At 53.4% G+C, this 25722-nt stretch carries 27 protein-coding genes; 2 read left to right on the forward strand and 25 right to left on the reverse strand.

Features of this window, described 5'->3' with window-relative positions:
- Positions 1-23 precede the first annotated feature (23 nt).
- The 11 genes from IEW70_RS01465 to prfA form a co-directional block, all read right to left on the reverse strand.
- The gene (locus tag IEW70_RS01465; RefSeq protein WP_188646150.1) at positions 24-584 is read right to left on the reverse strand and encodes a TIGR01440 family protein; all 561 of its coding nucleotides are present in this window, start codon (positions 582-584) and stop codon (positions 24-26) included.
- Positions 581-1033 (reverse strand): ribose 5-phosphate isomerase B, encoded by a 453-nt coding sequence (rpiB, locus tag IEW70_RS01470; protein WP_188646151.1) that lies wholly within the window; start codon positions 1031-1033, stop codon positions 581-583. The genes IEW70_RS01465 and rpiB overlap by 4 nt, the downstream gene beginning before the upstream one ends.
- A gap of 111 nt (positions 1034-1144) precedes the next feature.
- Positions 1145-1795, reverse strand: coding sequence for a low molecular weight protein arginine phosphatase (locus tag IEW70_RS01475; RefSeq protein WP_188646152.1), 651 nt, complete (start codon positions 1793-1795; stop codon positions 1145-1147).
- A gap of 38 nt (positions 1796-1833) precedes the next feature.
- On the reverse strand, positions 1834-2577 hold the full coding sequence (locus IEW70_RS01480; RefSeq protein ID WP_188646153.1) for a ZIP family metal transporter: 744 nt from the start codon (positions 2575-2577) through the stop codon (positions 1834-1836).
- A gap of 10 nt (positions 2578-2587) precedes the next feature.
- Positions 2588-3151, reverse strand: a complete 564-nt coding sequence (locus tag IEW70_RS01485) for a manganese efflux pump MntP (protein ID WP_188646154.1) — start codon at positions 3149-3151, stop codon at positions 2588-2590.
- Between the two features lie 346 nt (positions 3152-3497).
- Positions 3498-4568, reverse strand: coding sequence for an L-threonylcarbamoyladenylate synthase (locus IEW70_RS01490; RefSeq protein WP_373285896.1), 1071 nt, complete (start codon positions 4566-4568; stop codon positions 3498-3500).
- 246 nt (positions 4569-4814) lie between these two features.
- Complete coding sequence (locus tag IEW70_RS01495) at positions 4815-5312, reverse strand: GNAT family N-acetyltransferase (RefSeq protein ID WP_188646155.1); 498 nt, start codon at positions 5310-5312, stop codon at positions 4815-4817.
- 152 nt (positions 5313-5464) lie between these two features.
- Positions 5465-5587: a hypothetical protein gene (locus tag IEW70_RS18030; protein WP_268234808.1), complete on the reverse strand. Its 123-nt coding sequence runs from the start codon at positions 5585-5587 to the stop codon at positions 5465-5467.
- Positions 5588-6154: 567 nt separating this feature from the next.
- Positions 6155-6883 (reverse strand): stage II sporulation protein R, encoded by a 729-nt coding sequence (gene spoIIR / locus IEW70_RS01500; RefSeq protein WP_229751725.1) that lies wholly within the window; start codon positions 6881-6883, stop codon positions 6155-6157.
- A gap of 105 nt (positions 6884-6988) precedes the next feature.
- Positions 6989-7867 (reverse strand): peptide chain release factor N(5)-glutamine methyltransferase, encoded by an 879-nt coding sequence (prmC, locus tag IEW70_RS01505; RefSeq protein ID WP_188646156.1) that lies wholly within the window; start codon positions 7865-7867, stop codon positions 6989-6991.
- Positions 7868-7887: 20 nt separating this feature from the next.
- Positions 7888-8955 (reverse strand): peptide chain release factor 1, encoded by a 1068-nt coding sequence (gene prfA, locus IEW70_RS01510; protein WP_188646157.1) that lies wholly within the window; start codon positions 8953-8955, stop codon positions 7888-7890.
- Between the two features lie 221 nt (positions 8956-9176).
- Here prfA and IEW70_RS01515 point away from each other — a divergent pair, with 221 nt between their 5' ends.
- The gene (locus IEW70_RS01515; protein WP_188646158.1) at positions 9177-10235 is read left to right on the forward strand and encodes a CPBP family intramembrane glutamic endopeptidase; all 1059 of its coding nucleotides are present in this window, start codon (positions 9177-9179) and stop codon (positions 10233-10235) included.
- 357 nt (positions 10236-10592) lie between these two features.
- On the opposite strand, the gene IEW70_RS01520 is transcribed toward IEW70_RS01515, so the two are convergent.
- Positions 10593-11081, reverse strand: coding sequence for an Asp23/Gls24 family envelope stress response protein (locus IEW70_RS01520; protein ID WP_188646159.1), 489 nt, complete (start codon positions 11079-11081; stop codon positions 10593-10595).
- Positions 11082-11111: 30 nt separating this feature from the next.
- The gene (locus IEW70_RS01525; protein WP_188646160.1) at positions 11112-11735 is read right to left on the reverse strand and encodes a thymidine kinase; all 624 of its coding nucleotides are present in this window, start codon (positions 11733-11735) and stop codon (positions 11112-11114) included.
- Between the two features lie 201 nt (positions 11736-11936).
- Between IEW70_RS01525 and ald the strand changes: the two genes are divergently transcribed.
- The gene (ald, locus tag IEW70_RS01530) at positions 11937-13058 is read left to right on the forward strand and encodes an alanine dehydrogenase (RefSeq protein ID WP_188646161.1); all 1122 of its coding nucleotides are present in this window, start codon (positions 11937-11939) and stop codon (positions 13056-13058) included.
- Positions 13059-13085: 27 nt separating this feature from the next.
- Here the strand turns inward: ald and IEW70_RS01535 are convergent, their stop codons facing one another.
- The 12 genes from IEW70_RS01535 to pyrG form a co-directional block, all read right to left on the reverse strand.
- Complete coding sequence (locus tag IEW70_RS01535; protein WP_188646162.1) at positions 13086-14702, reverse strand: PucR family transcriptional regulator; 1617 nt, start codon at positions 14700-14702, stop codon at positions 13086-13088.
- Between the two features lie 299 nt (positions 14703-15001).
- The gene (rpmE, locus tag IEW70_RS01540; RefSeq protein ID WP_188646163.1) at positions 15002-15199 is read right to left on the reverse strand and encodes a 50S ribosomal protein L31; all 198 of its coding nucleotides are present in this window, start codon (positions 15197-15199) and stop codon (positions 15002-15004) included.
- A gap of 147 nt (positions 15200-15346) precedes the next feature.
- Complete coding sequence (locus tag IEW70_RS01545; RefSeq protein WP_188646164.1) at positions 15347-16318, reverse strand: M23 family metallopeptidase; 972 nt, start codon at positions 16316-16318, stop codon at positions 15347-15349.
- A 102-nt stretch (positions 16319-16420) separates the two neighbouring features.
- Complete coding sequence (rho, locus tag IEW70_RS01550) at positions 16421-17686, reverse strand: transcription termination factor Rho (RefSeq protein WP_188646297.1); 1266 nt, start codon at positions 17684-17686, stop codon at positions 16421-16423.
- Between the two features lie 72 nt (positions 17687-17758).
- Entirely contained in the window at positions 17759-18724 is a 966-nt protein-coding gene (gene glpX / locus IEW70_RS01555; RefSeq protein ID WP_188646165.1) for a class II fructose-bisphosphatase, read from the reverse strand.
- A 139-nt stretch (positions 18725-18863) separates the two neighbouring features.
- Positions 18864-20132: a UDP-N-acetylglucosamine 1-carboxyvinyltransferase gene (murA, locus tag IEW70_RS01560; protein ID WP_188646166.1), complete on the reverse strand. Its 1269-nt coding sequence runs from the start codon at positions 20130-20132 to the stop codon at positions 18864-18866.
- 247 nt (positions 20133-20379) lie between these two features.
- Positions 20380-21027 carry a fructose-6-phosphate aldolase gene (gene fsa, locus IEW70_RS01565; RefSeq protein ID WP_188646167.1) on the reverse strand — a complete coding sequence of 216 codons (648 nt, stop codon included), beginning with the start codon at positions 21025-21027 and terminating at the stop codon, positions 20380-20382.
- A gap of 64 nt (positions 21028-21091) precedes the next feature.
- Complete coding sequence (fba, locus tag IEW70_RS01570; protein ID WP_188646168.1) at positions 21092-21946, reverse strand: class II fructose-1,6-bisphosphate aldolase; 855 nt, start codon at positions 21944-21946, stop codon at positions 21092-21094.
- A 244-nt stretch (positions 21947-22190) separates the two neighbouring features.
- Positions 22191-23009: a 3-keto-5-aminohexanoate cleavage enzyme gene (gene kce / locus IEW70_RS01575; protein ID WP_188646169.1), complete on the reverse strand. Its 819-nt coding sequence runs from the start codon at positions 23007-23009 to the stop codon at positions 22191-22193.
- A 34-nt stretch (positions 23010-23043) separates the two neighbouring features.
- Positions 23044-23457 (reverse strand): 3-aminobutyryl-CoA ammonia lyase, encoded by a 414-nt coding sequence (gene kal, locus IEW70_RS01580; RefSeq protein WP_229751728.1) that lies wholly within the window; start codon positions 23455-23457, stop codon positions 23044-23046.
- 56 nt (positions 23458-23513) lie between these two features.
- Entirely contained in the window at positions 23514-23891 is a 378-nt protein-coding gene (locus tag IEW70_RS01585; protein WP_188646170.1) for a response regulator, read from the reverse strand.
- A 164-nt stretch (positions 23892-24055) separates the two neighbouring features.
- Complete coding sequence (gene pyrG, locus IEW70_RS01590) at positions 24056-25672, reverse strand: CTP synthase (protein ID WP_188646171.1); 1617 nt, start codon at positions 25670-25672, stop codon at positions 24056-24058.
- Positions 25673-25722 lie beyond the last annotated feature (50 nt).

Below are 25722 nucleotides of genomic sequence, written 5' to 3' on the forward strand. Positions count from 1 at the left end.
AGCCAAGAGAAAATCGTTCTGTATCATTCTGTTTCCAGCACATAGACGGCACGGGCACCGCCAATCAGCTTGGGACGTGTTTTGGCCATGGTAACATGGGCTTGTCCGATCTGCCGGATCGACGGCCGCACCGGAACCGCGACCGGCTTGAGATGCATCCCGATGAATGTATCCCCGATATCGATACCCGCATCTGCCGCAATGGACTCCACCATCACCGCATCGTCCAGGTGGCGGAAAGCATAGGAAGCCATCGCTCCACCGGCTTTGGGTACCGGCACCACGGTGACTTCCGTCAATCCAAAGCGCTCTGCGGTGCTGCGCCGGACCACCAGGGCACGGTTCAAATGTTCACAACACTGGAACGCAAGGTGGAATCCGTACTTTCGCTGCTCGTCCATCACACCGGCAAACAAGGCTGCCGCTACTGAATCACTGCCTGCCGTACCGATCCGCTCTCCCGCCACTTCACTGGTACTGACCCCTACTACCAGCACATGGCTTTCCGAAAGGGGCATGGCCTGCATGAGCTCTCGAACCACTCGGGAGGTTTGTTCCCGGATGTTTGCGTTACCGTCGGTCATCGGTTGCCGTGCTCCTTTTCCACTGCATGGATTTTCTCCACACGCCGCGCGTGCCGGCCTCCGGCAAACTCCGTCGTCAGCCATGTGCGCACGATTTTTTCCGCCAGCCCGGGACCAATCACCCGTTCACCCAAGGCCAATACATTGGCATTGTTGTGCTCCCGGCTCATCTGGGCGGAAAATTCGTCGCTCACGACAGCGCAGCGGATTCCCGGCACTTTATTGGCAGTGATGGACATCCCGAGTCCTGTCCCGCAAATAAGGATTCCCCGGTCAAATTCCCCATCGGCAACACGTTTGGCTACCGGCAGAGCATAATCGGGATAATCAACCGAATCCGGACAATCGCAGCCCACATCTTCAAAAGGAATATGCATATCTTCCAGCACCGACTTGATCGCTTCTTTTAAATGGATCCCGCCGTGATCCGATCCCAGTACAACTTTCATGATGTTCCCCCTGTATCCGTACTCACTATCAGTATACTCCAATAGGTAAAAGAAAAAAGAAAGTACCGTGGGAATAAAGGTGGAAGGAAGATACCTCCCGTGTGATTCCCCCTATCCCCTTTCTTCCTGCTTCTTCCACATCTTCACCAACCGGCGCAACAGCTGATCCAGCTCTTGCGCACAGGCACGGTACTCCTCCACAGAACCCCCGAAGGGATCCCGTATATCCACTTCCGGTATCCGTTCCAACAGCTGTCGGCTCAATGCTTCGCGCTGCTCCTTCAGTTGCTCCAATTCTCGGCGCAGTTTCTTCTCCTGTTCCCTATCTGCCTGGTCGTTCATCATGGATCGGCGCATCTCGATCTCGGTCAACACTTCGTTCAGCTGTTGCAGAAGCGCCTCCGACTCCTGGTCGCGATGGACGTATTCTTTTAACGGTACCACTTTTTCCAGCGCTTCCGGATAAGCCTGGGCCAACAGTTGGCGATGGCCTGAAGTCATCGTAAAAATCACATCCGCCCACTGAATCAATTCCGGAGAGATGGGTTGGGATCGATGTGCGGAATGGTCAATCTCCCATTCCTTCATTACATCCACCGCTTGCTGAGCCGGACCTGAGCCCGGAGCCGCCGCCACACCCGCCGACCGAACATCCAGAGCCAGTCCCTCCTCTTCTGCCAGCTTGCGCAACAGTGCTTCCGCCATCGGGCTCCGACAGGTGTTTCCGGTACAAACAAACAGGATCTTTTTCAGTGTGTTCACCCCCTCCACTTTTAACCAGGGCTTCCTTTTATTTTTGTTCATCCGTGTCCAGAGTGCAACTCGTGTAACAGGTACATCATCAAGATACCCAACAATGCCCCGATCCAAGCAAATCGGCGGTCCATTTTCCATGCACGAGGTCCGACTTCCATCGCCACCACCCACATCATCGCCGTCATGGCAAATACCAATCCGACCGCCACCACATCCGGTGAAAATAGGAGGTACCTCATCCCCACCCAAGTTCCGAAAGGCAAAGCACTTCCGGACAAGAGACTGAGAGCGACCACAAACCAACGAGAGCGCCCGGCTGCCATCATCGGTGCCGCCATGCCGACGCCTTCGGGAATATTGTGTACGGCCATCGCTGCAGCCAATGTGATTCCCAGCTCTTCCGTCGCCCCAAACCCGATTCCGATCGCCGCCCCTTCCGGAGCGTTGTGGGCGATGACGGCTGCGGACAAGACCAAACCCAGCCGTCCCAGGTCCTGCTCCACTTCAACGCCCGTCCGGTTCTGCAACCGACTAAATCCCTGATGTAGGATGTACATCAACAGGAGCGCCAACGACATACCCAGAGCAACATGGAAAAAGGAGCCCCGGCTGGCTTGCACAGCGGTAGGGAGCAATTCCACATAAGCCACCATCATCATAACAGAAGATGATAGGCCGAGAGAAAGAGCGATCGTGCGGGCAGACAAAGTGCCCCAAAACACCACGACCATGGTACCCAAAAACGTGGAGAAACCGGACAATGCGCTATACCAGATCGCCTCAGTCATCGACGGACCCTCACAGTATGAACCGGAGTCCGAGGAACAGCAGAATAAGCCCTCCTACTGCTTCCCCGTAAACGCCGATCCAAGTTCCCATGTTTCGTCCCAGCCACATTCCGATTCCCCCCATCAGTCCACCCATCATGCCAAAAAGCAGTACAGCGAGAATCACATCGGCATCAAACAAACCCAAAGAAAGCCCCGCGGAAAGGGAGTCTAAGCTGACGCTCAGAGAAAAAAACAATACGCCCCACAGCGTGGTGACGTCCAACACCACTGGGTCCTCACCGCCCCGAATACTATGGACCAGCATGTTGATTCCTAGAAAACAGAGCAAACCACCCCCCACCATCACCGCGATATTCTCCACATGTACACTGAGAAACCGGCCTACTCCGATCCCCAGCAAAGGCATCAACATATGGAACAGTCCGATCGCACTGCTGACAATCACAATCTGACGCTTGAGCAGACCGCGCATGCCCATCCCGATCCCCAGGGAAAAGGCATCCATCCCCAGTGCAATGGCGATCATCCCGAGTGTGAACAGCTGGCCCCACTGGGGCAGAGAAAGCTCCATTCCCACTCCTCCCCGCATCTGCTCGTCGTTAGACAAGGTATGCGGGCCTGGCCCAAAAAAGAACCCGCCACGGGGAGGCTCGACTTGACGACAAACTTCTTCAAGACAGTAAACACTTTGCTGCCCGCCGCTCCCTCTTCGATGTCGTAGATGTTGTTCAGCCATATGAAAAGGCTTCTGCATTGCGCAGAAGCCTCAGATTAATGACAAACCTGTATGATCGCTTCGACTCTTTTGCCCATTGCTCCCTTTCCTCCGACGCAGAAGTTATACTGTCCGCTCCAAGAGATTCAACGAGACGCGGCACAATGCGGGGTGCGCCGCTTTTTGTCTCGTCTCCTTGGCCTCATGCCTGGACGACCCGGCCCTCCGCCGCTTTGGACAATCGGTTCATCACCGAGTGAAAAAGTCCTTCCGGCGGAAACCCTTCCGCCACGATCGTATCCGCCCCCAGTTGATCAAAACGGCGCAATCCCCTGTACAGTTCCCGGGCGATACTGGCAGGATCCTGCCTGCTGCCGCAGGGAAGCACCCAATCTGCCTGGTAGTAAGCCCGGTGTTCCTCCGTAGAGAAGATACCGACCTTTTTTCCCTGCCTTCGCGCCTCATCAGCCAAGGCCTGTACCCGGCGAATCTGGGCTGCTCCTTCCCCTACCACTACCCACATCTCTCCCTGGGGTGCATAATGGCGGTATTTCATGCCGGGAGAACGGGGAGCCGTCCCCTCTTGGACGATCGCGGGGTCCACCTGCACCTCCCCGACCGCTTCCTGCAATTCCTCCCAGGTGATTCCTCCCGGACGCAACAGCAGAGGAACTTCACCGGTCACATCCACGACGGTGGATTCCACGCCGACACCCGTCGGCCCGCCGTCCACCAATCCGTGAATCCGTCCTTGCAAATCGTGCCACACATGATCGGCATCCGTGGGACTGGGCTTGCCTGAGCGGTTGGCACTGGGCGCTGCCACAGGAGCTCCCGAGACTCGGAGCAATGCCAAGGAAACGGGATGGGACGGCATACGGACTCCGACCGTATCCAATCCCGCCGTTACCTTGGGAGCTAGCGTCCCACGATGAGGCAAGATCAAGGTGAGCGGCCCCGGCCAAAACCGGCGCATCAACACCTCCCCTGCGGGAGGAACCTCGGCAGCTAACGTATATAGCTGCTCCTTCTCCCCGATATGTATGATCAACGGATTGTCCGAGGGGCGTCCCTTGGCTGTATAAATAGCCGATACTGCTTCTTGAGAGGCCGCATCGGCTCCCAAGCCGTACACGGTTTCCGTAGGAAACGCCACCAGCTTCCCTTCCCGCAGCATCCGGGCAGCTTCATGTATATCCTTATTCCGCGACAGTGTATCCACCGATTGTTCGGGATCCACATGCCACCGGATCGTTTGATACGGTTGACCCAACTGATCCAACTTGCTTACCCCCGCTTCCCCATCGTTTCTCCAACATCATAGCATATTCTCGGATGATCCTTTAGTCTGTCGCATCGGGGGAACTTTGAATCGGAGGCTTGTTGACAAAACCTTTTGACCCGATATAAAGTTGCTTTTACCCGTCGCTCCCTCTCCGAAAGTCACAGATCTGATCCTGTCCGCACAGATTTATAGCGTGACTGTGGAAAGTAGCGACACGAAGCACGACTAAATGCCCTATGGGTGCGATGACCGAGGTTCATGCTCATTTCCCGAGCCGGACATGGATTCCTCCCGTAACCGGAGCACCATGGGACTCCCGGACCCGGCAAGGCGAACGGCATGGTCCGAGTTCCGAATCGCCTCCGGCAGCTCATCCGGACTGATGCCCTGGAAACCAAACGCCTCAAAGACCCGCGGATCAATCCCGGCAAACAGATAGACAGCCGTTAACTCCATCTGTCGAACAAATTGGAACACCACATGTAAAAGTTCCATGCTGGTTTTTCCGTTCCAACACGTTTGATCCAATACAAAGGAGCGGAGCAAGCCCACATCGCCATGCACTTCCAACCCGACGGTTCCCACTGTCCGAACCGGACTCTTTCCGGGGTCTTCCACCACCAGAAAGTGTTCCGGATGCTTGTCCACTCCTTGCTCATTCATCCCCGCTTCTTTCAACAAATGCATGATGGCCGGCACATCCGACGTACAGGCTTTTCGTATGGCAAACATAGGCATACCTCCCCAAGGTTTGTCCTCCTTGAAAAGATATGCGAAACCATCCGGTTATAGTACCGTGGATATAAAAAAAGCCCTCTGTTTCAGAAGGCTGTTACATGATATCTATCCATCCACGGATGTTGGCAAGGGGTAACAAGCCGGATTCAGTCATCTCCTACTTCAAAATCAATGCCATCCCCATCGATTTCGATTTCCACTCCGCCGATCTCAATCTCCAGTTCTCCATCTTCAATCTCGACTTCCCATTCTTTTTTACACTCTGCCATGGGGTGTCCAACTCCTTGCGAGAGGGATGATTCCATTTTAGACAGTGAAAAGAGGTTCGTACAGCCTATAGAAGCAAATTACAGCAAGGAGACTACCCTTTCCACCCAAAGGATCGATGCCCGATCAGGTGTTCATCGACAGATCCGGCTACGACAAAAGAACGCCCGGGCGGTGTCCAGATTGATGACAAACCTCTTGGTTTCAGCAAAAAGCTCTTCTGCCCGTCGCTTCCTCTCCGACGTCACAGATGTGATACTTTCCGCTCCGAAACATAGCGTGACTTTGGAGCGGAACAACAAAAGGCACGACTTGCGCTCCGTGAGTGCGATGACCAAGGCACGAGCAAAAGGAAAAGCCTGTATGGCACCCACGGGCACAAGCACCCACAGGGCACAAGTCACGCCTTGTCGCTTTCGTTCCAGATCGTGCTATGCTCGCTTTTTTTGCCTTGGTCCCACTTATCAACGCTAGGTACGTCGTTCAAATCGCTCCTTGTGAGATGTGCTCTCTTTTTCCGAAGATAGGCTTTGTCATTAACCTCAAACACCTGAGCGGTGTCTTTTTGTTCATCCGAATAATTCGGAGAAAAAGTCCTCCAATGAATCCAGGAAGAAAAACCGGACTTTCATTTGGTTCTGTTGTTGCGGTTGTGTCGGTTTCAAAGACGTTTCTGGCTTCTCTCCCGCCGGTGCGGCCATCGCTTGATTCAAAGCAGCCGTCTGGGTCGGGGCGGATTGCTCCCTACCTTTTGCCGATACTGCATCGCTGTTGCTCATATCGACAAAGCAGAGGGGAGGGAAAAGCACGCACCACCAGTTGTCCCCCTTTCCTTCTCCGATGGTGATCAAAAGAGCTTCGTACTCGCCCGCGGGATATACACGGTTTCCGTACAATTTGGTCGGAAAGGGCACTTTGCCGAATTTCACTTGTACACGATAGTCATATCCATGGCTTCGGATCGTTTTTTTAGCGATTTTCTCAAACTCCGGCAAATGAGAGCGGACGTGCCGACGAGCCTCGTGGATGTTGGCAGGACGATGCGCCCAACTGCCCATTTCATCGAGAACGGCATCCCGTACTTTCCGTTTCAGCCACTGGTCTTTCACATGGTCACTGTTGGCCAAGATCCGCAGACGAATTGCCTGATCCGGGATTTTTTCGTCGGCGGCAGCCGGAGAGGACGCCGCAGTAACCATCGTATCTCCCCCGAAGGAAGAAGTGCCGTTCACCATTGTCATAAAACCGGACAGTCCTATTGCAGCAGCAATAAAAAAAATATAAGTGCGCAAACCCATGATTATTGCCCTCCTTGTCCTTCTATATCAACCAGTATGGACAGGCTGCAGTAGGATTAATCATGGTTGACGCACTTTCTGCTGGAAAAATTCCTCTGACAAACATTAGACCCATTTCTTCACCATACACCCGACGACCCGCTCGATTCCCGCCAGATCCCGGCGTATGAAGGTTTCCACTTTTGCCGGCAAACTTCGCATCATGTTTTCCACATCCCGGCTCTGGCCTTCTCCCACTTCAAAAGCGACCAAACCGGGTGTTCGCAGCACTTGCGGCAACTGAGTCAGCAGGATGCGGTACGGGTGCAGGCCGTCTTCACCGCCGTCCAAGGCGAGACGAGGCTCATACTCCCTTACCTGCTTATCCAGCGTGGAAATCACCCCGCTCGGAATATATGGCGGGTTGGAGATCAAACCATCCACCTGTATCCCTTGTTGCATCAGGGGGGCCAACCACTCCCCCTGATGCCAGGTCAAACGGACGGCACCCAGACGCTCGGCATTCTTTCGGGCGGTTTTCAGCGCATCGGGAGAACGGTCGACTGCGTGAACATGCCAGTGCGGGCGTTCCAGAGCCACCGTCACCGCGATGGCACCGCTACCAGTCCCTGCATCCACCGCATCCAGCCCTTCTTTTTTCAAAGAATCTCCCAGTTCCAAAAAAGTTTCCACCAGGATCTCCGTCTCCGGGCGGGGAATCAATACCCCCTGGTTCACATGAAAAGGACGGCCGTAAAACTCCTGTTCACCGAGGATATATTGCAGCGGGACGTCCTTCTTGCGCAGTTCCAACCACTCGTTCAACTGCTGCAGCGCCGGAGCGGGGATCGGTTCATCCATCCGCGTAAACAGGCGGGTACGATCCCATCCCAAAACGGAACGTAGCAACAGCTCCGCTTCAAAGGCCGCGTCTTCCCCTCGAAACCTTTGCAAAAAAGAAGAAGCCCACCGATAGGCTTCCCCGATTGTCACCTGTGGATTCAACCCTTGTCGCCTCCCCGCACTCACTCGGCTTTCTTGAGAAGTTCCGCCTGCTCCTCCAGAGTGAGAGCATGGATGATTTCATCCAATTCTCCGTCGAGAACCATGTCCAGTTTGTGCAGTGTCAACCCGATCCGGTGGTCTGTCACCCGGCTTTGGGGAAAGTTGTACGTCCGGATGCGTTCGCTGCGATCGCCCGTTCCGACCTGGGTTTTGCGAGCATCAGCCATTTTGGCTTGCTCCTCCCGCTGCTTCTGATCCAAAAGACGTGCGCGGAGTACCCGCATCGCCTTCTCCTTGTTCTTGATCTGGGATTTTTCATCCTGACAGGATACCACGATCCCGGTAGGCAAATGCGTAATCCGCACGGCCGATTTGGTGGTATTGACACTTTGTCCGCCGGGTCCGCTGGAACAGAAGGTATCGATCCGCAAATCCTTGTCCTGGACTTCGATTTCCACCTCTTCTGCTTCCGGCAAGACCGCCACCGTCGCCGTAGATGTGTGAATCCGGCCTCCCGACTCCGTCGTAGGAACCCGCTGCACCCGATGGGCGCCGCTTTCATACTTCAATTTGCTGTAAGCACCCTGTCCCTGGACGGAAAAAACCACTTCTTTGAATCCGCCCAACCCGGTGGTATTCGCTTCCAAAATCTCCGCTTTCCACCCTTGCCGTTCCGCATACCGGGTATACATGCGATACAGATCCGCGGCAAACAGTGCCGCTTCTTCGCCGCCGGCGGCTCCGCGAATTTCGACGATGACGTTTTTCTCATCGTTGGGATCCTTGGGCAACAGCAAAATACGGATTCTCTCTTCCAGCTCCTCTTTTCGCCGAGAGAGTTCATCCACTTCCGCCTTTACCATGGACAGCATCTCTGCATCGGTCTCTTCTTCCAGCATCGCCTTCGCGTCTTTCAGCTGTTCCGTCACTTCTTTGTATTCGATATAGGCCTGGTATTTGGGTTCCAGATCCGATTGTTCTTTGGAGTATTTCCGCAATTTATTTGAATCGCCGATTACATCGGGGTCACTGAGCAACCGATTCAATTCTTCGTAACGCTCACGAATCGATTCCAACCGCTCCAACACATCATATCACTCCCATCCCGCATTATCATGGCGATCCCCTCTATCGAGCCTGCATAACGTATCTATTATAGGCTATGGCTGACCCTTCGTCAAAAACCTCCCTCATTTAATACTGGAAATGTTGACCTTTTCCTCTCCGGGACTGCTGTAAAATGTGGTATCATTAGCCATAGCATTCATTTTTTCTTGGCATCTTACCATGACTTTTCCAATATTGGGGGTTGATCATCATCGAAGCGCTGTTGACCGTATTGCAGTTTGTCCCCCTGCTTTTTCTTCTGTGGCTCGGCAATCTCGCGGAAGGCCGACGAACAGCAAAATTAGCCACAGGGGGCCGCGGGTTCATTATTACCACTTATACCCTTCTTCTCTTTGTGTTGGGAGGATTCATGCTGTTCGGCGTGCTGCTTACCCTGTTGGGTAACCTTTTGCAACATATCCCTCTGCCGCCGGAAACCCAGGCACCTCTGCCACCGGGTGGCCAGCTGGATCACGGCCTGCTGACCCGGTTGGGCCTGAGCTGGGCTATACCTGCACTACTAGGGATGCTTTTGTTGATCCCCTATTTTCGGCGGACGCTTTCCCGCCTGCTTCCGATCGATCCGGAGAACCGGGTCCATACTGTCGCCCTGGCCTCTTCCACGCTGATCGGAGTCTATTTCTTTTCCATGGTGGCGATCGGGCTGGACAAAATGGTGGATCTCACCTCCGGCATGAAGGAATCCAACCCGTTGCCGTCGATGTGGGCCCAGCAAATAACGTTCTTCCTATTGGCTGTGATTGGTGTCGGCTGGCTGTCACGTCGCGATTTTTTAAGCGCGTTGCACCGGCTGGGAATCGTCCGCCCCAATATCCGCCAGATCTTGGTCGGCATCGGTACCGGACTTATACTGGTCGTGGTTGCCCTGGTGTTGGAAAATGCCGCCCGAATGCTCGGTTTTCCCACCGATCCCCATGTGGAAAAGCTGACCCGTCAGCTGATTGGTCCCATGTACGGTTCTGTCTGGGGTATTTTGACTCTGGGCCTAGCAGCGGCATTGGGGGAAGAATCCATTTTCCGGGGAGCCTTGTTACCGCGTTTCGGGCTGTTCTTTACTACATTATTGTTCGCTCTGGTCCACAGCAATTACGGACTCAGCTTGTCGACGCTGATTGTGTTTGTGGTGGGCTTGATTCTGGGTGTCATCCGAAAACGGCATAACACCTCCACCTCAATGGTTGTTCATGCCACGTATAACATTACGCTGGGCATCTTGGCCGGCTTGTCGATAAACTTCTAGGCACACAAAAAAGTTGGAATCCAGATTCATCCGAGGCTGCTGACAACATCTGTATTCCGGAGATGAGAGCGCATCTCACAAGGTGGACACAGGAACGACTCCCCCTTTGAAGTGGGACCGAGGCAATAAGCGAGCATAGCACGATCAAGGCGTCACGTATGCCCAGTGAGTACTTGCATGGGCGCAAACAGGCTTTTCTTTTGCTCGCGCCTCGGTCCACACTCACAAGTCGTCTTTTTATCGCTCCACTCCAAAATCACGCTATGTTGGAGCGGATAGAATCGCATCTGTAACGTCGGGGAGAGAGCAACAGGTGAAAGAGCTTTTTCGTGTTCTATTTTAGCTTAAATCCAAGACTCAAGCTCCTTTATTGAAAAAACGCATCGGATTCCACTTGCTCATGCCCACGCGAACCCGAATTTCATACCGCGGCATCAAGAAGGTGGCTTCTCGAAGCACGTGTTCTTGGAGCTCTTCATACTTATCTTTAGGAAAACCGGCATCCGGGATCACCCGTATCGCGGCATGTCCGCCGGTGATACTGACTTTGGCATCTCGCACTCCCTTAATTTGCTTCACCTTCTCGCGAATGCGGCGCTCATCTCCGCCGGTGGAGGGGCGGGACCACTCACCCACCCGGAGGTTGGGGTTGCGGTTGGTGATGCCGTGTCGTCCGTCATCGGTCATATAGCGGTAATTATCCGTTTGAAATCGGAATTTGCCCTTTTGTTGAGCTTGTGGATGGGTTGACTCGGGTCCTTCATCCGTTCCCAAAGGAGACGTGCAAGCGGTCAAACCCAAACCGAAGATGGTAAAAAGCAGGAACCAGATCAACAATCGTCTCATAAAAAAACACCTCCCTGACACTAGTGTGCGTCAAGAAGGCAAAAAGTTTTTTGTCAATGATTCCCGTTTAGAAACTTCGTGACAATGGCGGCACCGGGCTTCATAATGTTCCGATGCGCCCACCTGAATGATCGGATCGTCTTCGCTGGCCGGACGGCCGTCGATCAAGCGCTGTGTCCGGCTGGCAGTCTTGCCGCACTGGATACAGATCGCTTGCAGTTTGGTCACATATTCGGCTACCGCCATTAAGATCGGGGTCGGACCGAAAGGACGTCCCCGGAAATCTTGATCCAATCCTGCGCAAATCACGCGCAGACCTCTGTCTGCCAACTGCTGCGCCACCTCAATAATATCCTCATCCAAAAATTGCACCTCGTCAATAGCCACCACATGGACCTCAGGTGCCACCTCATCAAGAATCTCCCGGGCACGGGTGATCGTCTGGCATTCCGTGTACACCCCATTGTGGGAGGTGACTGCCTCGGCCCGGTAGCGGTCATCAATCTTCGGCTTGAACACCGCCACGTTTTGTTTGGCAATCCGGGCCCGGCGGATCCGCCGGATCAGCTCTTCACTTTTCCCCGAAAACATGCCGCCGCAAATCACCTCAATCCACCCGTCCCCGTGTGTATCAAAATGACTCCCTTTTTTCATGATTCCTCTCTTCCCTTACCTATGTATTAAAACTTACGCCGATTATTGTAACACTAAGAGCCTGTGGGAGGAATAGGTTTCATTAGCCCACCAACAGTGTCAAAAACACTCCGGAATTCTCATACACTTTGTCCGACGCAAAGAAATGGGTTTATTTGATAAGTTGAAAAAAATAGCTTATCACGGCAAGGGGGAACCATGATGAAAATCGGAGTACCGAAAGAGATAAAAAACTGGGAATTTCGCGTTGCGATTACGCCGGCAGGAGTACAATCCCTGGTAACCGCCGGACATGAGGTGATCATTGAAAAAGATGCCGGTATCGGGAGCGGTTTTTCCGATGCAGAGTATATCAGCGCCGGCGCCCGGGTGGGAACCGTAGAAGATGTTTGGGCAGCAGACATGGTATTAAAAGTAAAAGAGCCTGTGAAAGAAGAGTACCGGTATTTCCGGAAGGATCTGCTCCTGTTTACTTACCTGCACCTGGCAGCGGACCGTCCGTTGACCGATGCCCTGGTGCAATCCGGCATGACAGCGGTAGCATATGAAACGGTTCAGCTGGAAAACGGCGCATTGCCGCTTCTTGCGCCGATGAGCGAAGTAGCAGGACGCATGTCTGTGCAGGTAGGGGTTCATTGCTTAGAAAAACCCCAGGGCGGCAGCGGCGTGCTTCTCGGCGGCGTACCGGGGGTTCCGCCAGCCCGTGTCGCCATCATCGGCGGCGGCATGGTCGGAACGCAAGCTGCAAAGATGGCACTGGGTCTGGGTGCTGATGTAACCATGATCGATGTAAATATCCAACGCCTGCGTCAATTGGATGACCAGTTTGGCGGTCGCGTCAAAACGCTGATGTCCAATGCTTTCAATATCAGCCAGGCTGTACGCGATGCAAACTTGGTCATCGGTGCAGTCCTCATCCCGGGGAACCGTGCTCCCAAGCTTGTCACCCGGGATATGGTTGCGCAAATGAAACCGGGCTCCGTCGTGGTGGATGTAGCAGTCGACCAAGGAGGATGCGTGGAAACTGCCGACCGGGCCACGACTCATGACGATCCCACTTATACCGTAAATGGTGTGGTGCATTACTCCGTGGCCAATATGCCGGGAGCCGTCCCCCGCACTTCCACTTTGGCCCTAACCAACGTTACCATGCCGTATGTATTAAAACTGGCTTCCGGAGGATTGACTCCGGAAACGGACTCGGCTCTGCTTCGAGGGGTCAATACGGCCAATGGAAACGTGACCTGCAGGGGCGTGGCCGATGCGTTCGGGTTGGAATACGTCCCTGTTGAAAAAGCCATGTTCGGCCATGTGATCGCATAACCCATCGATAAAAACCCGACCCGGATATTACCGATCCGGTGTCGGGTTTGCTTTATCTTGAGGCGAAAAAGAGGCAGCGCGGATCTCGAGGAACCGATGGGCGGCCAATGCCATGTCCAAAGCGACACGCCGGGGAGAAGACTCCCACCCTTCGCCGAGCAGGGACGTGATTTGTTCCAGACGGTAATAAAGGGTTTGACGGTGGATAAACAAATCTTTCGCTGCTTTTTGCTTGGACTGTCCTGCTTCCAGGAACGCTTCCAGTGTTCGGACCAATTCCGTTCCATGTTTCCGATCATATGCCAGCAAGGAGCCCAATTGAGATTGGACATATCCGGCCAAAGCGGCGGGCGGGACTTGCAAAAAAAGCTGCCAGGACTGAAGATCGTCATAGCAGATCACCCCGTGACCGGGATGACAAGCATTATGCGGGATGGAAAGAGCTAAGGAAGCTTGGCGCCAGGCTTCGGGGGCTTGGTTCAAATTTCCAAATTCATAGCTGACGCCAGCTTGCCACCGAAAACGAACTGCTGGCGGTGTTTCCCCCAACCGTTCAAATAACCTGCCCAATCCTTTTCGGATACGTTCCATAAAAGGGGAAGAAGACAAAGGACACTGATCCATCAACAGTATCACTTGCTTTTTCTCCCGGTTGGCGGGCCAAGAGCGTATTCCCAACGGTTCAAACACCTGCGGAACCGTACGGGCCCACTGCAAAACAGCAATATTCTCATCCTGTTCCAAAACATCGCCGTCAGCACCCGCATCGTCCTCGGCAATGGTGCATACTACGGCGCATACCGCCATCCGGTTGCCCGAAGATACACCTGCGGTAATTACGGCAGGAACATCTGCGGTGCCTCGGTTCAACAAATCATCCACCCATTGCCGACCGTCTCGCAACCTTCTTTCTTCCAAAGAAATCCGACGCAGCAATTCCTGGGCCATCGCCGTTGCAGCACGATCCAACACTAAACGTACCATTTCCGGCGGTTCTCCCTCATACTCCACATACAGATCGCCCACTTTCACATCCAAAGCCACAATGGGCTGCCGAATCAGGGAAGATCGATCCGGCAGGGAGCTTTTTTCCGGGTAAGCGATATCCTCCCCTAGATGATCTTTCAACCAAACGCGGCACCCGGTCTCTTTGTGAAGCAACTGCAAAATCTGGGTAACCCCTTTCGGGCGGAGAGTCAACTGTAAAAACTTGTTGGATATCCGTTCCAGAACCAACAGTTGATGATGATGGCGGTTGATTAAGAGAGCATGGATATCCTGGGTAATCCCAATAAAGGAGACGGCTTTTTCAAAAACGATGATGGGAAAATGATGTTCATCCGCAAACTGCTTGATTTTTTCCGGCAGCTCGACATATTGATGGATCAATTCGATACACAAAGCGGAGACCTGGCTTTCCACCAGCTCCCGGACAAATTGCAGTTTCAGCTCTTTTTCATTTCCCAATCCCACACCGGTCATCAAGATCAATTCATGGCCATGAACATAAGAGGACCCGTCCATAATTTCGAGTACATGCACCCAGCGAACCGGTCGATCCAACCCTTGGGCACCTGCCACTACTTTGGCGTGTTGAAAATGAGGACGTTTTAATATCTGTGCGACAGTCATGGGTTGTTGCAATGTTGTCTCTCCTCCCGTCCACACCCTTCTATTTTAAGATTGTAACAGGTTTATCGAAGGGTCACGGGGGATTCGAACGGTAAGTTTTATCCAGACATTCATCTTCCTCACAAAGGCTGCCATCCTTCCCATCGATGGAAAGGTTATTTATCTTTTTGATTAGAGCTGTGCATCCATGGAAGCGGGAAAAACGCCCACCCTGACGATCAAGTAACCAGCCGATGCAGGTACTCCAAAAAAGCGAAACAGGCAAGCGAAAGTCCGCTTGCCTGTCACGTCTTTGAATCTCTATGTGAACATTAGAGGTTGTATTTCTTTTTGAATCGATCCACACGACCACCGGCGCTGACCAATTTTTGTTTGCCGGTGAAAAAGGGATGGCATGCGGAGCAAATATCCACACGCAGGTTTTCTTTGGTCGAACCCGTTTCAAAGGTATTGCCGCACGCACAGGTGACGGTGGTCAATTTGTATTGGGGATGAATCGCCGCTTTCATCGATACTTCACCTCTTTTCCATCCGGGTACATGAGCACGTTCCATGCAAACACTTTGATATTATAGCATGTTCTGTTCTCTGCCGCAAGAGGAATCGAGGTCCTGACATTCCATTTACAAGAAAATGAGAAAAGTCCGGTTCCTGCCTCAGGGGAGCATGGTGAGAGGATTCAGCGGCTGGTCGTTTCGCCTTACTTCAAAGTGCAGATGAACCCCGGTCGAGTTTCCCGTAGTTCCCATAAAGCCCAGCGCTGAACCAGTACCCAGGGATTGTCCTTTCGATACGATGACCCGGCTCAAATGCGCATAGTAGGTGGTCCAGCCGTTGCCATGGTCCACGATTACCAAGTTGCCGTAAGCTCCTGCATATCCTGCCCGTACCACGACACCGTCCAATGCGGCCCGGATCACGTTGCGTTCTCTCAGTGTGTTGGAAATATCGATGCCGGTATGCATTTTTCCATGACGCCATCCAAAACCACTGGTGATCCTTCCTGTCACCGGCCAATGGAAAGCATACACGCGGTCAGCGGCTCCTTCCGCTGCCGAAGCCAACTTCACTCCGGATTTGGCGGGAGCCGGTTGGATGCGGGGCTTCTCGGTCAGGGGATGGGGAATCGTAATCAGCTGACCGACATAGGTCGCATCGGAAAAGTCCACATCCGGATTTAGCTTTTTCAACGCTTCCACCGTCGTTTGGAACGCCTCGGCGATATCGGACAAGGTTTGTCCCTCTTTGACACGGATTCGTTTCAGCTTCACCGGGACTTTCAACTTCTGCCCCGGCTGGATCAGAGAAGGATTTTTCAGTTTATTGACGGAGATTAGTTTCTCTACTTTCACTCCGTAAGTGGCGGCGATGCTGAACAAGCTGTCTCCCGGCTTCACTTGGTACTCCAGCGGTTTGGCATCGGTCTTGACCGCCAGATTACCTTCAGCTACCGCATGAATGGGGTTGAGATATTGATACAATGCCTCTTGCGCCACTTGTTCTTTTGGCCAGTCCGGGGCCTTGGGTTCCGTCAACGGCTCTGCAGCCACCGCATCATAGGAACCCGTTGTCATCCAAGTTGCAGACAATGACAAAGAAGAAGCGACCAATGCGGTTTTACCCGGCATCACACCACCTCACATAAAGAATCGCAAAGCGTAACCGGCTCACAACCCAGCCAACGCCTCTGCTCCATGGTTATGCGAGGGGACAAGAGCTTATGCCGAAAATCAGGAAGCATTGGTCGAACGGCGGTTCTGTGGCGTTTCCAATGAATCCAAAAACTCGGCATTGGTTTTGGTATCTGCCAATTTGCGCAGAAAAGCTTCTGTGTGTTCGACTCCGTCATTGAGGGATTTGCGAACCATCCACAGCTTTTCCAACTCCGACTTGGACAAGAGGAGTTCCTCCCGCCGGGTGCCGGAGCGGCGGATGTCGATCGCCGGAAAGATCCGGCGTTCAGACAAGCGGCGATCCAAGTGAAGCTCCAGGTTGCCGGTTCCCTTGAATTCTTCATAGATCACATCATCCATCCGCGAACCCGTATCCACCAAAGCAGTGGCCAGAATGGTAAGACTGCCGCCTTCTTCAATGTTGCGGGCAGAACCGAAAAAGCGCTTGGGGCGGTAAAAAGCCGCCGGGTCTATCCCGCCCGACAACGTGCGTCCGCTCGGAGGAATGACCAGGTTATACGCCCGTGCCAGACGGGTAATGCTGTCCAAAAGAATGACGACATCCTTTTTGTGTTCCACCAGGCGCTGTGCCCGCTCTAATACCAACTCGGCCACTTTGATATGGTTTTCCGGCATCTCATCAAAAGTGGAGCTGACCACTTCCCCGTTAACGGAGCGCTGCATGTCCGTCACTTCTTCCGGCCGCTCATCGATCAGCAGCACAAACAGCTCAATATCCGGGTGATTGGTGGTGATGCTGTTGGCAATTTCCTTCAAGAGCATGGTCTTTCCCGCTTTGGGCTGGGCCACGATCAGTCCCCGTTGTCCTAAACCGACCGGTGCCACCAGATCCATAATACGGGTGGAAAGCTTCTCGGGAGCGGTTTCCAAGGTAAGACGCTTCTGGGGGTGCAGGGGGGTCAGCGCGGGGAAATGCAATCGTTCAGCCGCCAGGTTGGGGTCTTCACCGTTGACTGCTTCCACATGAAGGAGGCCGAAGTAACGCTCATTCTCTTTGGGCGGGCGAACTTTTCCGGAAACCAGATCGCCGGATCGAAGGTCGAAGCGGCGAATCTGGGAAGCGGAGATATAGATATCTTCAGAGGAAGGGAGATAATTGATGGGCCGGAGAAAGCCGTATCCTTCCGGTAAAATATCCAGTACTCCCTCCATGAACATTAGGCCGTCCTTCTCCGCTTTGGCCTTCAAGATCGCAAAAATGAGTTCCTTTTTCTTCATCTGACTGTAATACGAAATATTGTATTCTTTCGCCAATTTGTATAAATCGGTTAACCGAAGATGTTCTAAACCGCTTAATGACATCTCCATACGTCTATCTCACCACTCTTTTTCTATGTCAACTGTCCCATCCATCCTATCCCAAACCCCGCCCCGTTATTCCAGGACGAGGTTGGGCTTCTTTTCCAAGCGGTGTTTTCCGTCAATAAAGCGGACGGTGCCTGTTTTGGCGCGCATGACCAATGAATGAGTGGTGGCTTCCGTGCCTTTATAGCGGACACCCTTCAACAGCTCTCCATCCGTCACACCGGTAGCGGCAAAGATGGCATCGTCTCCTTTGACCAGATCATCCATGCGCAGCACTTTTTTCGGATCGGATATCCCCATCTTGCGACAGCGTTCAAACTGCACCTCATCCTCCGGCATCAACCGGCCCTGGATCTCCCCGCCCAGACACTTGAGCGCCACAGCGGCCAGTACACCCTCCGGCGCTCCCCCCGAGCCCATCAGGATATCGACGCCGGTATCCGGAAAGCCGGTATTGATCGCGGCGGCTACATCGCCGTCGGGAATCAGTTTGATGCGGGCACCGATGCTCCGCACCTCTTCGATCAGTCTGGCATGGCGCGAACGGTCCAAAACAGTGACCACCACGTCATTGATATCTTTGCCCAAGGCTTTGGCAACCGCATGAATATTGTCTTTTACCGGAGCATCGATGTCCACATGACCGACCGCACCGGGGCCCACCGCCAGCTTATCCATATACATGTCTGGAGCGTGGAGCAGATTGCCCCGTTCGGCAACAGCCACCACGGACAGGGCGTTCCACAACCCTTTGGCCACGATATTGGTCCCTTCCAACGGATCAACGGCCACATCCACTTCCGGGAGATAGCCCAATCCCAGACGCTCCCCGATATACAACATGGGAGCTTCATCCATCTCTCCTTCACCGATGACAACGGTACCCCGCATGGGAATGGTGTCAAATACTTTCCGCATCGCGGTAGTAGCGGCATCATCCGCTTCATCCTTTTTACCGAAACCCATCCAGCGTCCGGAAGCTACTGCCGCAGCTTCCGTCACGCGAACCAGTTCCATCGTCAAACTTCTTTCCATGAAAGCTCCTCCATCCCCTCATCATTCTGCTATATCCTTTTCGTTACTGTCTAGATTATGATGATTCGACAGGAATGAACCCCCTAATAGAGTAACATATTTATAGGATATGTTACACTGTTTTGAGGAGACGGAGGAGTTACACCCGTTGATAAGAGTGTTCCCGCCATACTTCTGCACCCAACTGCTTCAGCTTTTCTTCCAAGTGTTCATAGCCGCGGTCGATATGTTCCACACCGGCCATTTCGGTCACGCCGCGTGCCATCAGGCCTGCCACCACCATTGACGCAGCTGCCCGCAAGTCCGTCGCTTTGACTTCCGCACCGTACAAGGGGGTGGCCCCTCGAATCACTGCCGTGCGCCCATCCACCCGGATGTCTGCCCCCATTCGGCACAGCTCGCCCACATGGCGAAAACGGGAGGAGTAAATATTGTCGGTAACCATGCTCGTTCCCTCTGCTCCAGTGAGTAAGGCGGTAAAAGGTTGTTGCAGATCGGTCGGGAAACCGGGATAAGGGAGCGTTTTAACGTCCACCCCTCGATAATAATCGGTCCCCTGCACCAAAACTGACTCACCGGATTCCCGAATGATCGCACCCATTTCCCGCAACTTGGCGCTAACCGGTTCCAAGTGCTTGGGGATCACTTGGTTCAGCGTGATACTGCCGCGGGTTCCCGCGGCAGCAATCATATAGGTACCCGCTTCAATCCGGTCCGGGATGATGGAATGCCGACATCCGGAGAGGCGCGGCATTCCCTGAATCCGGATCACATCCGTTCCGGCACCTGTGATCCGGGCACCCATCGAGCTTAACAGCGTGGCAACATCGATGATCTCCGGTTCCTTCGCGGCATTTTCAATCACGGTTTGCCCCTCGGCACGAACAGCGGCCAACATGATATTGATGGTAGCTCCGACGCTGACGACATCCAGATAGATCCGCGCCCCGCGGAGCCGGGCGGCGCGAAGACAGATCGCTCCTTCCTCCTGGGCTACATGCGCCCCCAATGCCTCGAAGCCTTTGATATGCTGATCGATCGGGCGGGGACCCAGGTCACAGCCTCCCGGCAAGCCGATGACCGCTTCACCGAAGCGTCCAAGCAAAGCCCCCATCAAATAATAGGAGGCACGCAATTTTTTCACCTTACCGTTCGGCATCATCACATTTTCCAGCTGAGAAGCATCGACCGTCATTTCATCTCCTGCATGCTCCACCTTCGCCCCCAGATCCTCCAGGATCTCTTTATAAATCCGGACATCCTGGATGGCAGGCAAGTTCTCGATGACCGTCAGACCGTCGTCGGCTAACAGCGTAGCAGGAATCAACGCCACAGCACTGTTTTTTGCCCCACTGATCTCCACTTGCCCCATTAGCGGGCGACCGCCCTTTACCATCAACTTTTCCATGTATCCTCTCTCCCTTTCCGCCTCGCCCGGATGTCATAAAACGGGCATGTCACCTGTCTTTGGAGAAGCATCACCCAACTCTTCCAAATTCAAACTTCGCTGGCGGTTTGGAGATTCCTTCCGTTTTCCCGAGGAAACGCTGTCATGACAGGAGCAAAAATGCCGGACGAAACCGCTAAAAATAGACAGGAGAAGCCCTTTTGCTCACTGGTACAAAAGGGCATCCCTCATCATGGAGTGAAAATGGTTACCGCCCTTGGGCTTCTTCCCAATCCCGTTTAAACCGTTCAATCCCTTGGTCGGTCAAAGGATGTTTCACCAATTGCTCCAACACTTTAAACGGCATGGTGGCAATATGGGCTCCTGCGGATGCAGCCTGCGTCACATGCAAGGGATGACGTACGCTAGCTGCGATGATTTGGGTATCAATATCGTGCAATGAGAAGATATGGGCAATATCCTCGATTAACTGGATCCCGTCGTGATTAATATCATCTAGCCTTCCCAGGAAGGGGCTCACATAAGCGGCACCCGCCCGGGCAGCCACGAGCGCCTGGTTGGCAGAGAAAACCAGGGTCACATTGGTGGGGACACCCTGTTGGGAAAAGCGATGGACCGCCTTTAATCCTTCCAGGGTCATCGGTACCTTGATGGTGATCTGTTCCGAGATGGCCAGCAGAGGTTCCGCTTCTTTCAACATCCCCTCAGCGTCATCGCTCATCACTTCAGCACTGACCGGGCCGTCTACAATGTCGACGATCTCCTTCAACACCTCTGTAAAAGAGCGTCCCGATTTGGCCACCAGGCTGGGATTGGTGGTAACACCGGACACAACGCCCAATTCATTGGCCTTGCGTATTTCGTTTACATCCGCTGTATCGATAAAAATCTTCACAACGGTCCACCTCCAGTGTCTGGTCTTCGCATGCGAAGCATCCGTCAACCCTTGTGTCTAATCCTTAGGCCTTATTGGAGCTGCCGAAGAGACGCATTTTTCCTTTGACTACTTCTTTGATAGCTTCCCGGCCCGGTCCCAAATATTTGCGGGGGTCAATCATTTCCGGATTGCCGTTCAGTTTTTCCCGGATCGTATTGGTCATAGCCACTTGGTTTTCCGTGTTCACATTAATTTTACCCACACCGAGGGAGATCGATTTTTGAATGGCTTCATCCGGCACGCCGGAACCACCGTGGAGCACAATCGGGGCCTCTACCTGTTTGCTGACCTCTTCGATGATACCATAGTGGATCTTCGGTTCACCTTTGTACATACCGTGAGCGGTACCCACTGCAATGGCCAAGGCGTCCACTTTGGTTTCTTCCCAAAAGCGGATCGCTTCCTCCGGTTTTGCCAACGCAGCGGAAGCTTCATCCACTACCAGATCGTCTTCCACACCACCGATCGTGCCCAGTTCGCCTTCCACGGAAACACCCACAGCATGAGCTGCTTTCACCACTTCTTTGGTCAGGCGGATGTTCTCTTCAAAAGGATAGTGCGAACCGTCAAACATCACGGAAGAGAATCCGGCTTGGATACATTTCATTACCACTTCGAAGCTGCTGCCATGATCCAAGTGGAGGGCCACCGGGACACCGGATTGTTTCGCAGCGATTTCAGCCATGGCGACCACATACTCGATCCCCATGTAACGCATGGCCCCTTCACTCACACCAAAAATAAAAGGGGATTGTTCCTCTTTCGCCGCTTCAGCGATCGCTTGAGTAAATTCCAGGTTGTTCATGTTGAACTGTCCTACCGCAAACCCTTCCTTTTTAGCTCGCGGCAGAAAATCGGTCATCGGTACCAAAGGCATAAATCCTTCCTCCCATGCATGATGAGTTGGTAGTTACACGCAAAAAAAGACCCTTTATGTAGACGCGCGGATCTTTTTCGGGTGTTCAGTTGAAATCATACCACCTGTCGACAAATCTGTCGAAGGGTGGTACAGGAAAATGGGAAAAGCACCTTCGGTATGTCTTTTCCCGGGGAATAATATTTTATTCAATTTTTGATTATACCACTTTCTCTGCCAAAAGTAGGCTATTCCATCAATTGGTTTATGATGGGTGGCAAATCCCCAGTATCTGCCGGGCTTCTTCCGGCGAAGCGATCCCTCGGTCCAACTCCCGAGCGATGCGCACCACCCGCTCCACCAGCTGCGTATTGGTCGCCAGCTCCCCTTTGCGGTAATAGATATTGTCCTCTAAACCCACCCGGACATGGCCGCCGAGAGCCACACCCAACGCAGACATGGTTAACTGATATCGTCCGACGCCGGCTACGGTCCAAGTCGCCTCCGGCGGCAGCAGTGCGATCAGGTGCAGCAAGTTCTGAGCGGAAGCAGGAATCCCACCCGGGACACCCATCACAAAGTCAAAGTGAAGATGACCGCTTACCAGCCCTTTTTTTACCAGATGCAAAGCGTTATTTACCATACCTACATCGAAAATTTCGAATTCAGGCCGCACTCCATACTCTTTCATCCGTTGGGCAAAAGTTTCGATATCCGATGGCGGGTTATAGAAAACACCGGCACCAAAATTAACCGTTCCCGTCGTCAGCGTAGCCATCTCCGGACGCAGGCTCAGGGGTTGCAACCGCTCATCCGCCGTCATGCCTACCGCACCACCGGTAGAAACCTGGATAATGATATCGCACCGGCGGCGGATTTCGTTGATGGCCACTTCGTACAAATCCCGGTCCTGACTGGGACGGCCCTCCTTGTCCCGCACGTGTATATGGGCAATGGATGCCCCGGCCCGGCATGCCTCCGCCGCTGCCTCGCCGATCTCTTCCGGTGTCACAGGGAGGTGGGGAGTCTCCTCCTTTGTTACTTCCGCTCCAACCAATGCAGCGGTGATGATCAGCTTGTCCATACAGCACCCCCATGTGCTTATCCGTTTGATGCACTCAGCTTTCATGCTTGACGCGCTGCCGTTCTTTGGGCACGACGCAGGTGCCCGAAGCGCGTGTAACCAACAGCGGTTCCTCCAACACACGGGCAGCGGACGGATGCTCCGGATCCGCTGCTGCTTCGATCACCTTATAGGCAGCAAAACTCATCCCGCGGGAGGTCTTGCCCACCCTTTCCAACCGGCCGACTGCTTCGATATAGTCCCCCGCATAAACCGGGGCTTTGAACTCCACCTGATCATAAGCGACAAACAATCCTTCATCCCCGTCATGCCGGATCAGCAACTCCGTGGCTACATCGCCAAACAGCGCCAACACCCGAGCTCCGTCGACCAGATTGCCGCCGTAATGCGCATCCGCTTGGCTCATGCGTACCCGGATTTTTGCTTCCATAACGGCTTGTTCAGACACTGCGAATTCTCCTTTCATCCCTATATGGCACCCAGTATGTATGTTGAAATCACTTTTTAAGAAACCAGCTGCTTGACCACTTCTGATCGAAGCTCCTCAATGTCGAAGGGTTTCGTAAAATGCGCCAAAGCCCCCAGTTTTATCGCTTCTTCCACGATATCCAATTCCCCGTAAGCCGTCATCATGATCACTTTGGTATCGGTGGCCTCTTCCCGCTGACGAATGTGTCGAAGCAACTCCAAACCATCCATACCCGGCATCTTCATATCTAACAAAATCAAGTCCGGCTCTTCCCGCTGAATAATATCCAGTGCTACACGACCGTTCGCGGCTTGATAAACGTAGAATCCTTCCCGCGAAAAAACCTCTTTCAACAATACGCGGATACCGTATTGATCATCCACCACCAACACTTTTTTCTCCGACTGCGTCATCCTCGCTCCCCCTTTCCTCCTCAGCGCTTTTCCCTTGCCGGACAGAAGGACGGTGAAACCTGCCAATCCGCTAAAGTGGATCTACCTATATGTATTCGTATTTCGATATTTTTTTCCCTGCACTGCCCCCATAAAAAAGCCGACGGAGAATTCTCCGTCGGCTGTTACACCCGGCTGGCATCCACCTTCGCTTTCAATGAGGCGGCCACAAAGTGAAGGAACAGCGGTTGCGGACGGTTGGGACGGGAAGTGAATTCCGGGTGGAACTGACTGCAGACAAACCAGGGGTGGTTTTTCAGCTCCACGATTTCCACCAAACGTCCATCGGGGGAAGTGCCGGAAAAGACGTATCCCGCTTCCGCCATTTGTTCTCGATATTCATTGTTAAATTCGTAACGGTGGCGATGCCGTTCGTAGACCAGATCGTCCTGGTACGCTTCATGGGCTTTGGTGCCCGGCTCCAGTTTGCAAGGATACAGACCCAAACGCATGGTACCGCCCAAGTCCTCGATATCCTTCTGTTCCGGCAGGAGGTCGATCAGCGGATAGGGAGTCTCCGGATCGATCTCGGAGCTGTTGGCCCCTTCCAACCCCAAAACATTGCGGGCCCCTTCGACACAGGCAAGCTGCATACCCAGGCAGATTCCCAGGAGAGGGATTTGTTTTTCCCGGGCATAGCGAATGGCCGTAATCTTGCCTTCGATACCCCGATCGCCAAATCCTCCCGGCACCAAAATGCCGTCGGCATCCTTCAAAAGCTCATCCACATTGTCTTCCCGAACATCCTCCGAATTGACCCAGAGAAAGTCCACTTCCGTATCATTGGCGAAGCCGGCATGGTTGAGTGCTTCCATCACACTCATGTAGGCATCCCGCAAGGCCACGTATTTGCCGACAATCGCAATTTTAACGGTGTGGCTGAGGTTTTTCACTTTGTCCACCAGAGCAATCCATTCATCCATCCGGGCCTCGCCGCACTCCAAGCCCAGATGTTTGACGACGATTTCATCCAACCCTTCATCCCGCATCATCAGCGGAACTTCATACAAGGTTTCCGCATCCCGGGCTTCGATCACAGCCTCCCGGTCAATGTCGCAGAAAAGAGCCAGCTTTTGCTTCATCTCTTCGGACAAAGGCCGTTCGGTCCGACAGACGATCACGTTGGGTTGAATCCCGATGCTACGGAGCTCTTTGACACTGTGCTGGGTCGGTTTGGTCTTCAGTTCACCCGTGGCGGAAAGCTCAGGGATCAGTGTGCAGTGGATGTACATCACATGCTCCCTGCCCACATCGCTCTTGATCTGCCGGATCGCTTCCAGGAACGGCAGGCTTTCAATGTCGCCGACGGTACCCCCGATTTCCGTAATCACCACGTCGGCATGGGTTTCTCGGGCAGCCCGGAAGACCCGGTCCTTGATTTCATTGGTGATGTGGGGGATCACTTGAACGGTACCGCCGAGATAATCCCCGCGCCGCTCCTTGTTGATGACGGCGGAATACACTTTCCCTGTGGTTACGTTGCTGTTCTTGGACAAGTTAATATCGATGAACCGCTCGTAATGGCCTAAGTCCAGGTCGGTCTCCGCACCATCATCCGTGACAAATACTTCCCCATGCTGATATGGACTCATCGTGCCGGGGTCCACATTGATATATGGATCAAATTTTTGGATGGTAACCGACAAGCCGCGATTTTTCAACAGCCGTCCCAGGGAAGCCGCCGTGATTCCTTTCCCCAAGGACGATACGACACCGCCGGTAACAAAGATAAATTTGGTCATGGCTCGCCCCTCCTAGATGTATGTTTCCCATTTTCAATCCAATTAGAAAA

It is taken from the genome of Marinithermofilum abyssi, from assembly GCF_014641195.1.
GTDB classification, from domain to species: domain Bacteria; phylum Bacillota; class Bacilli; order Thermoactinomycetales; family DSM-45169; genus Marinithermofilum; species Marinithermofilum abyssi.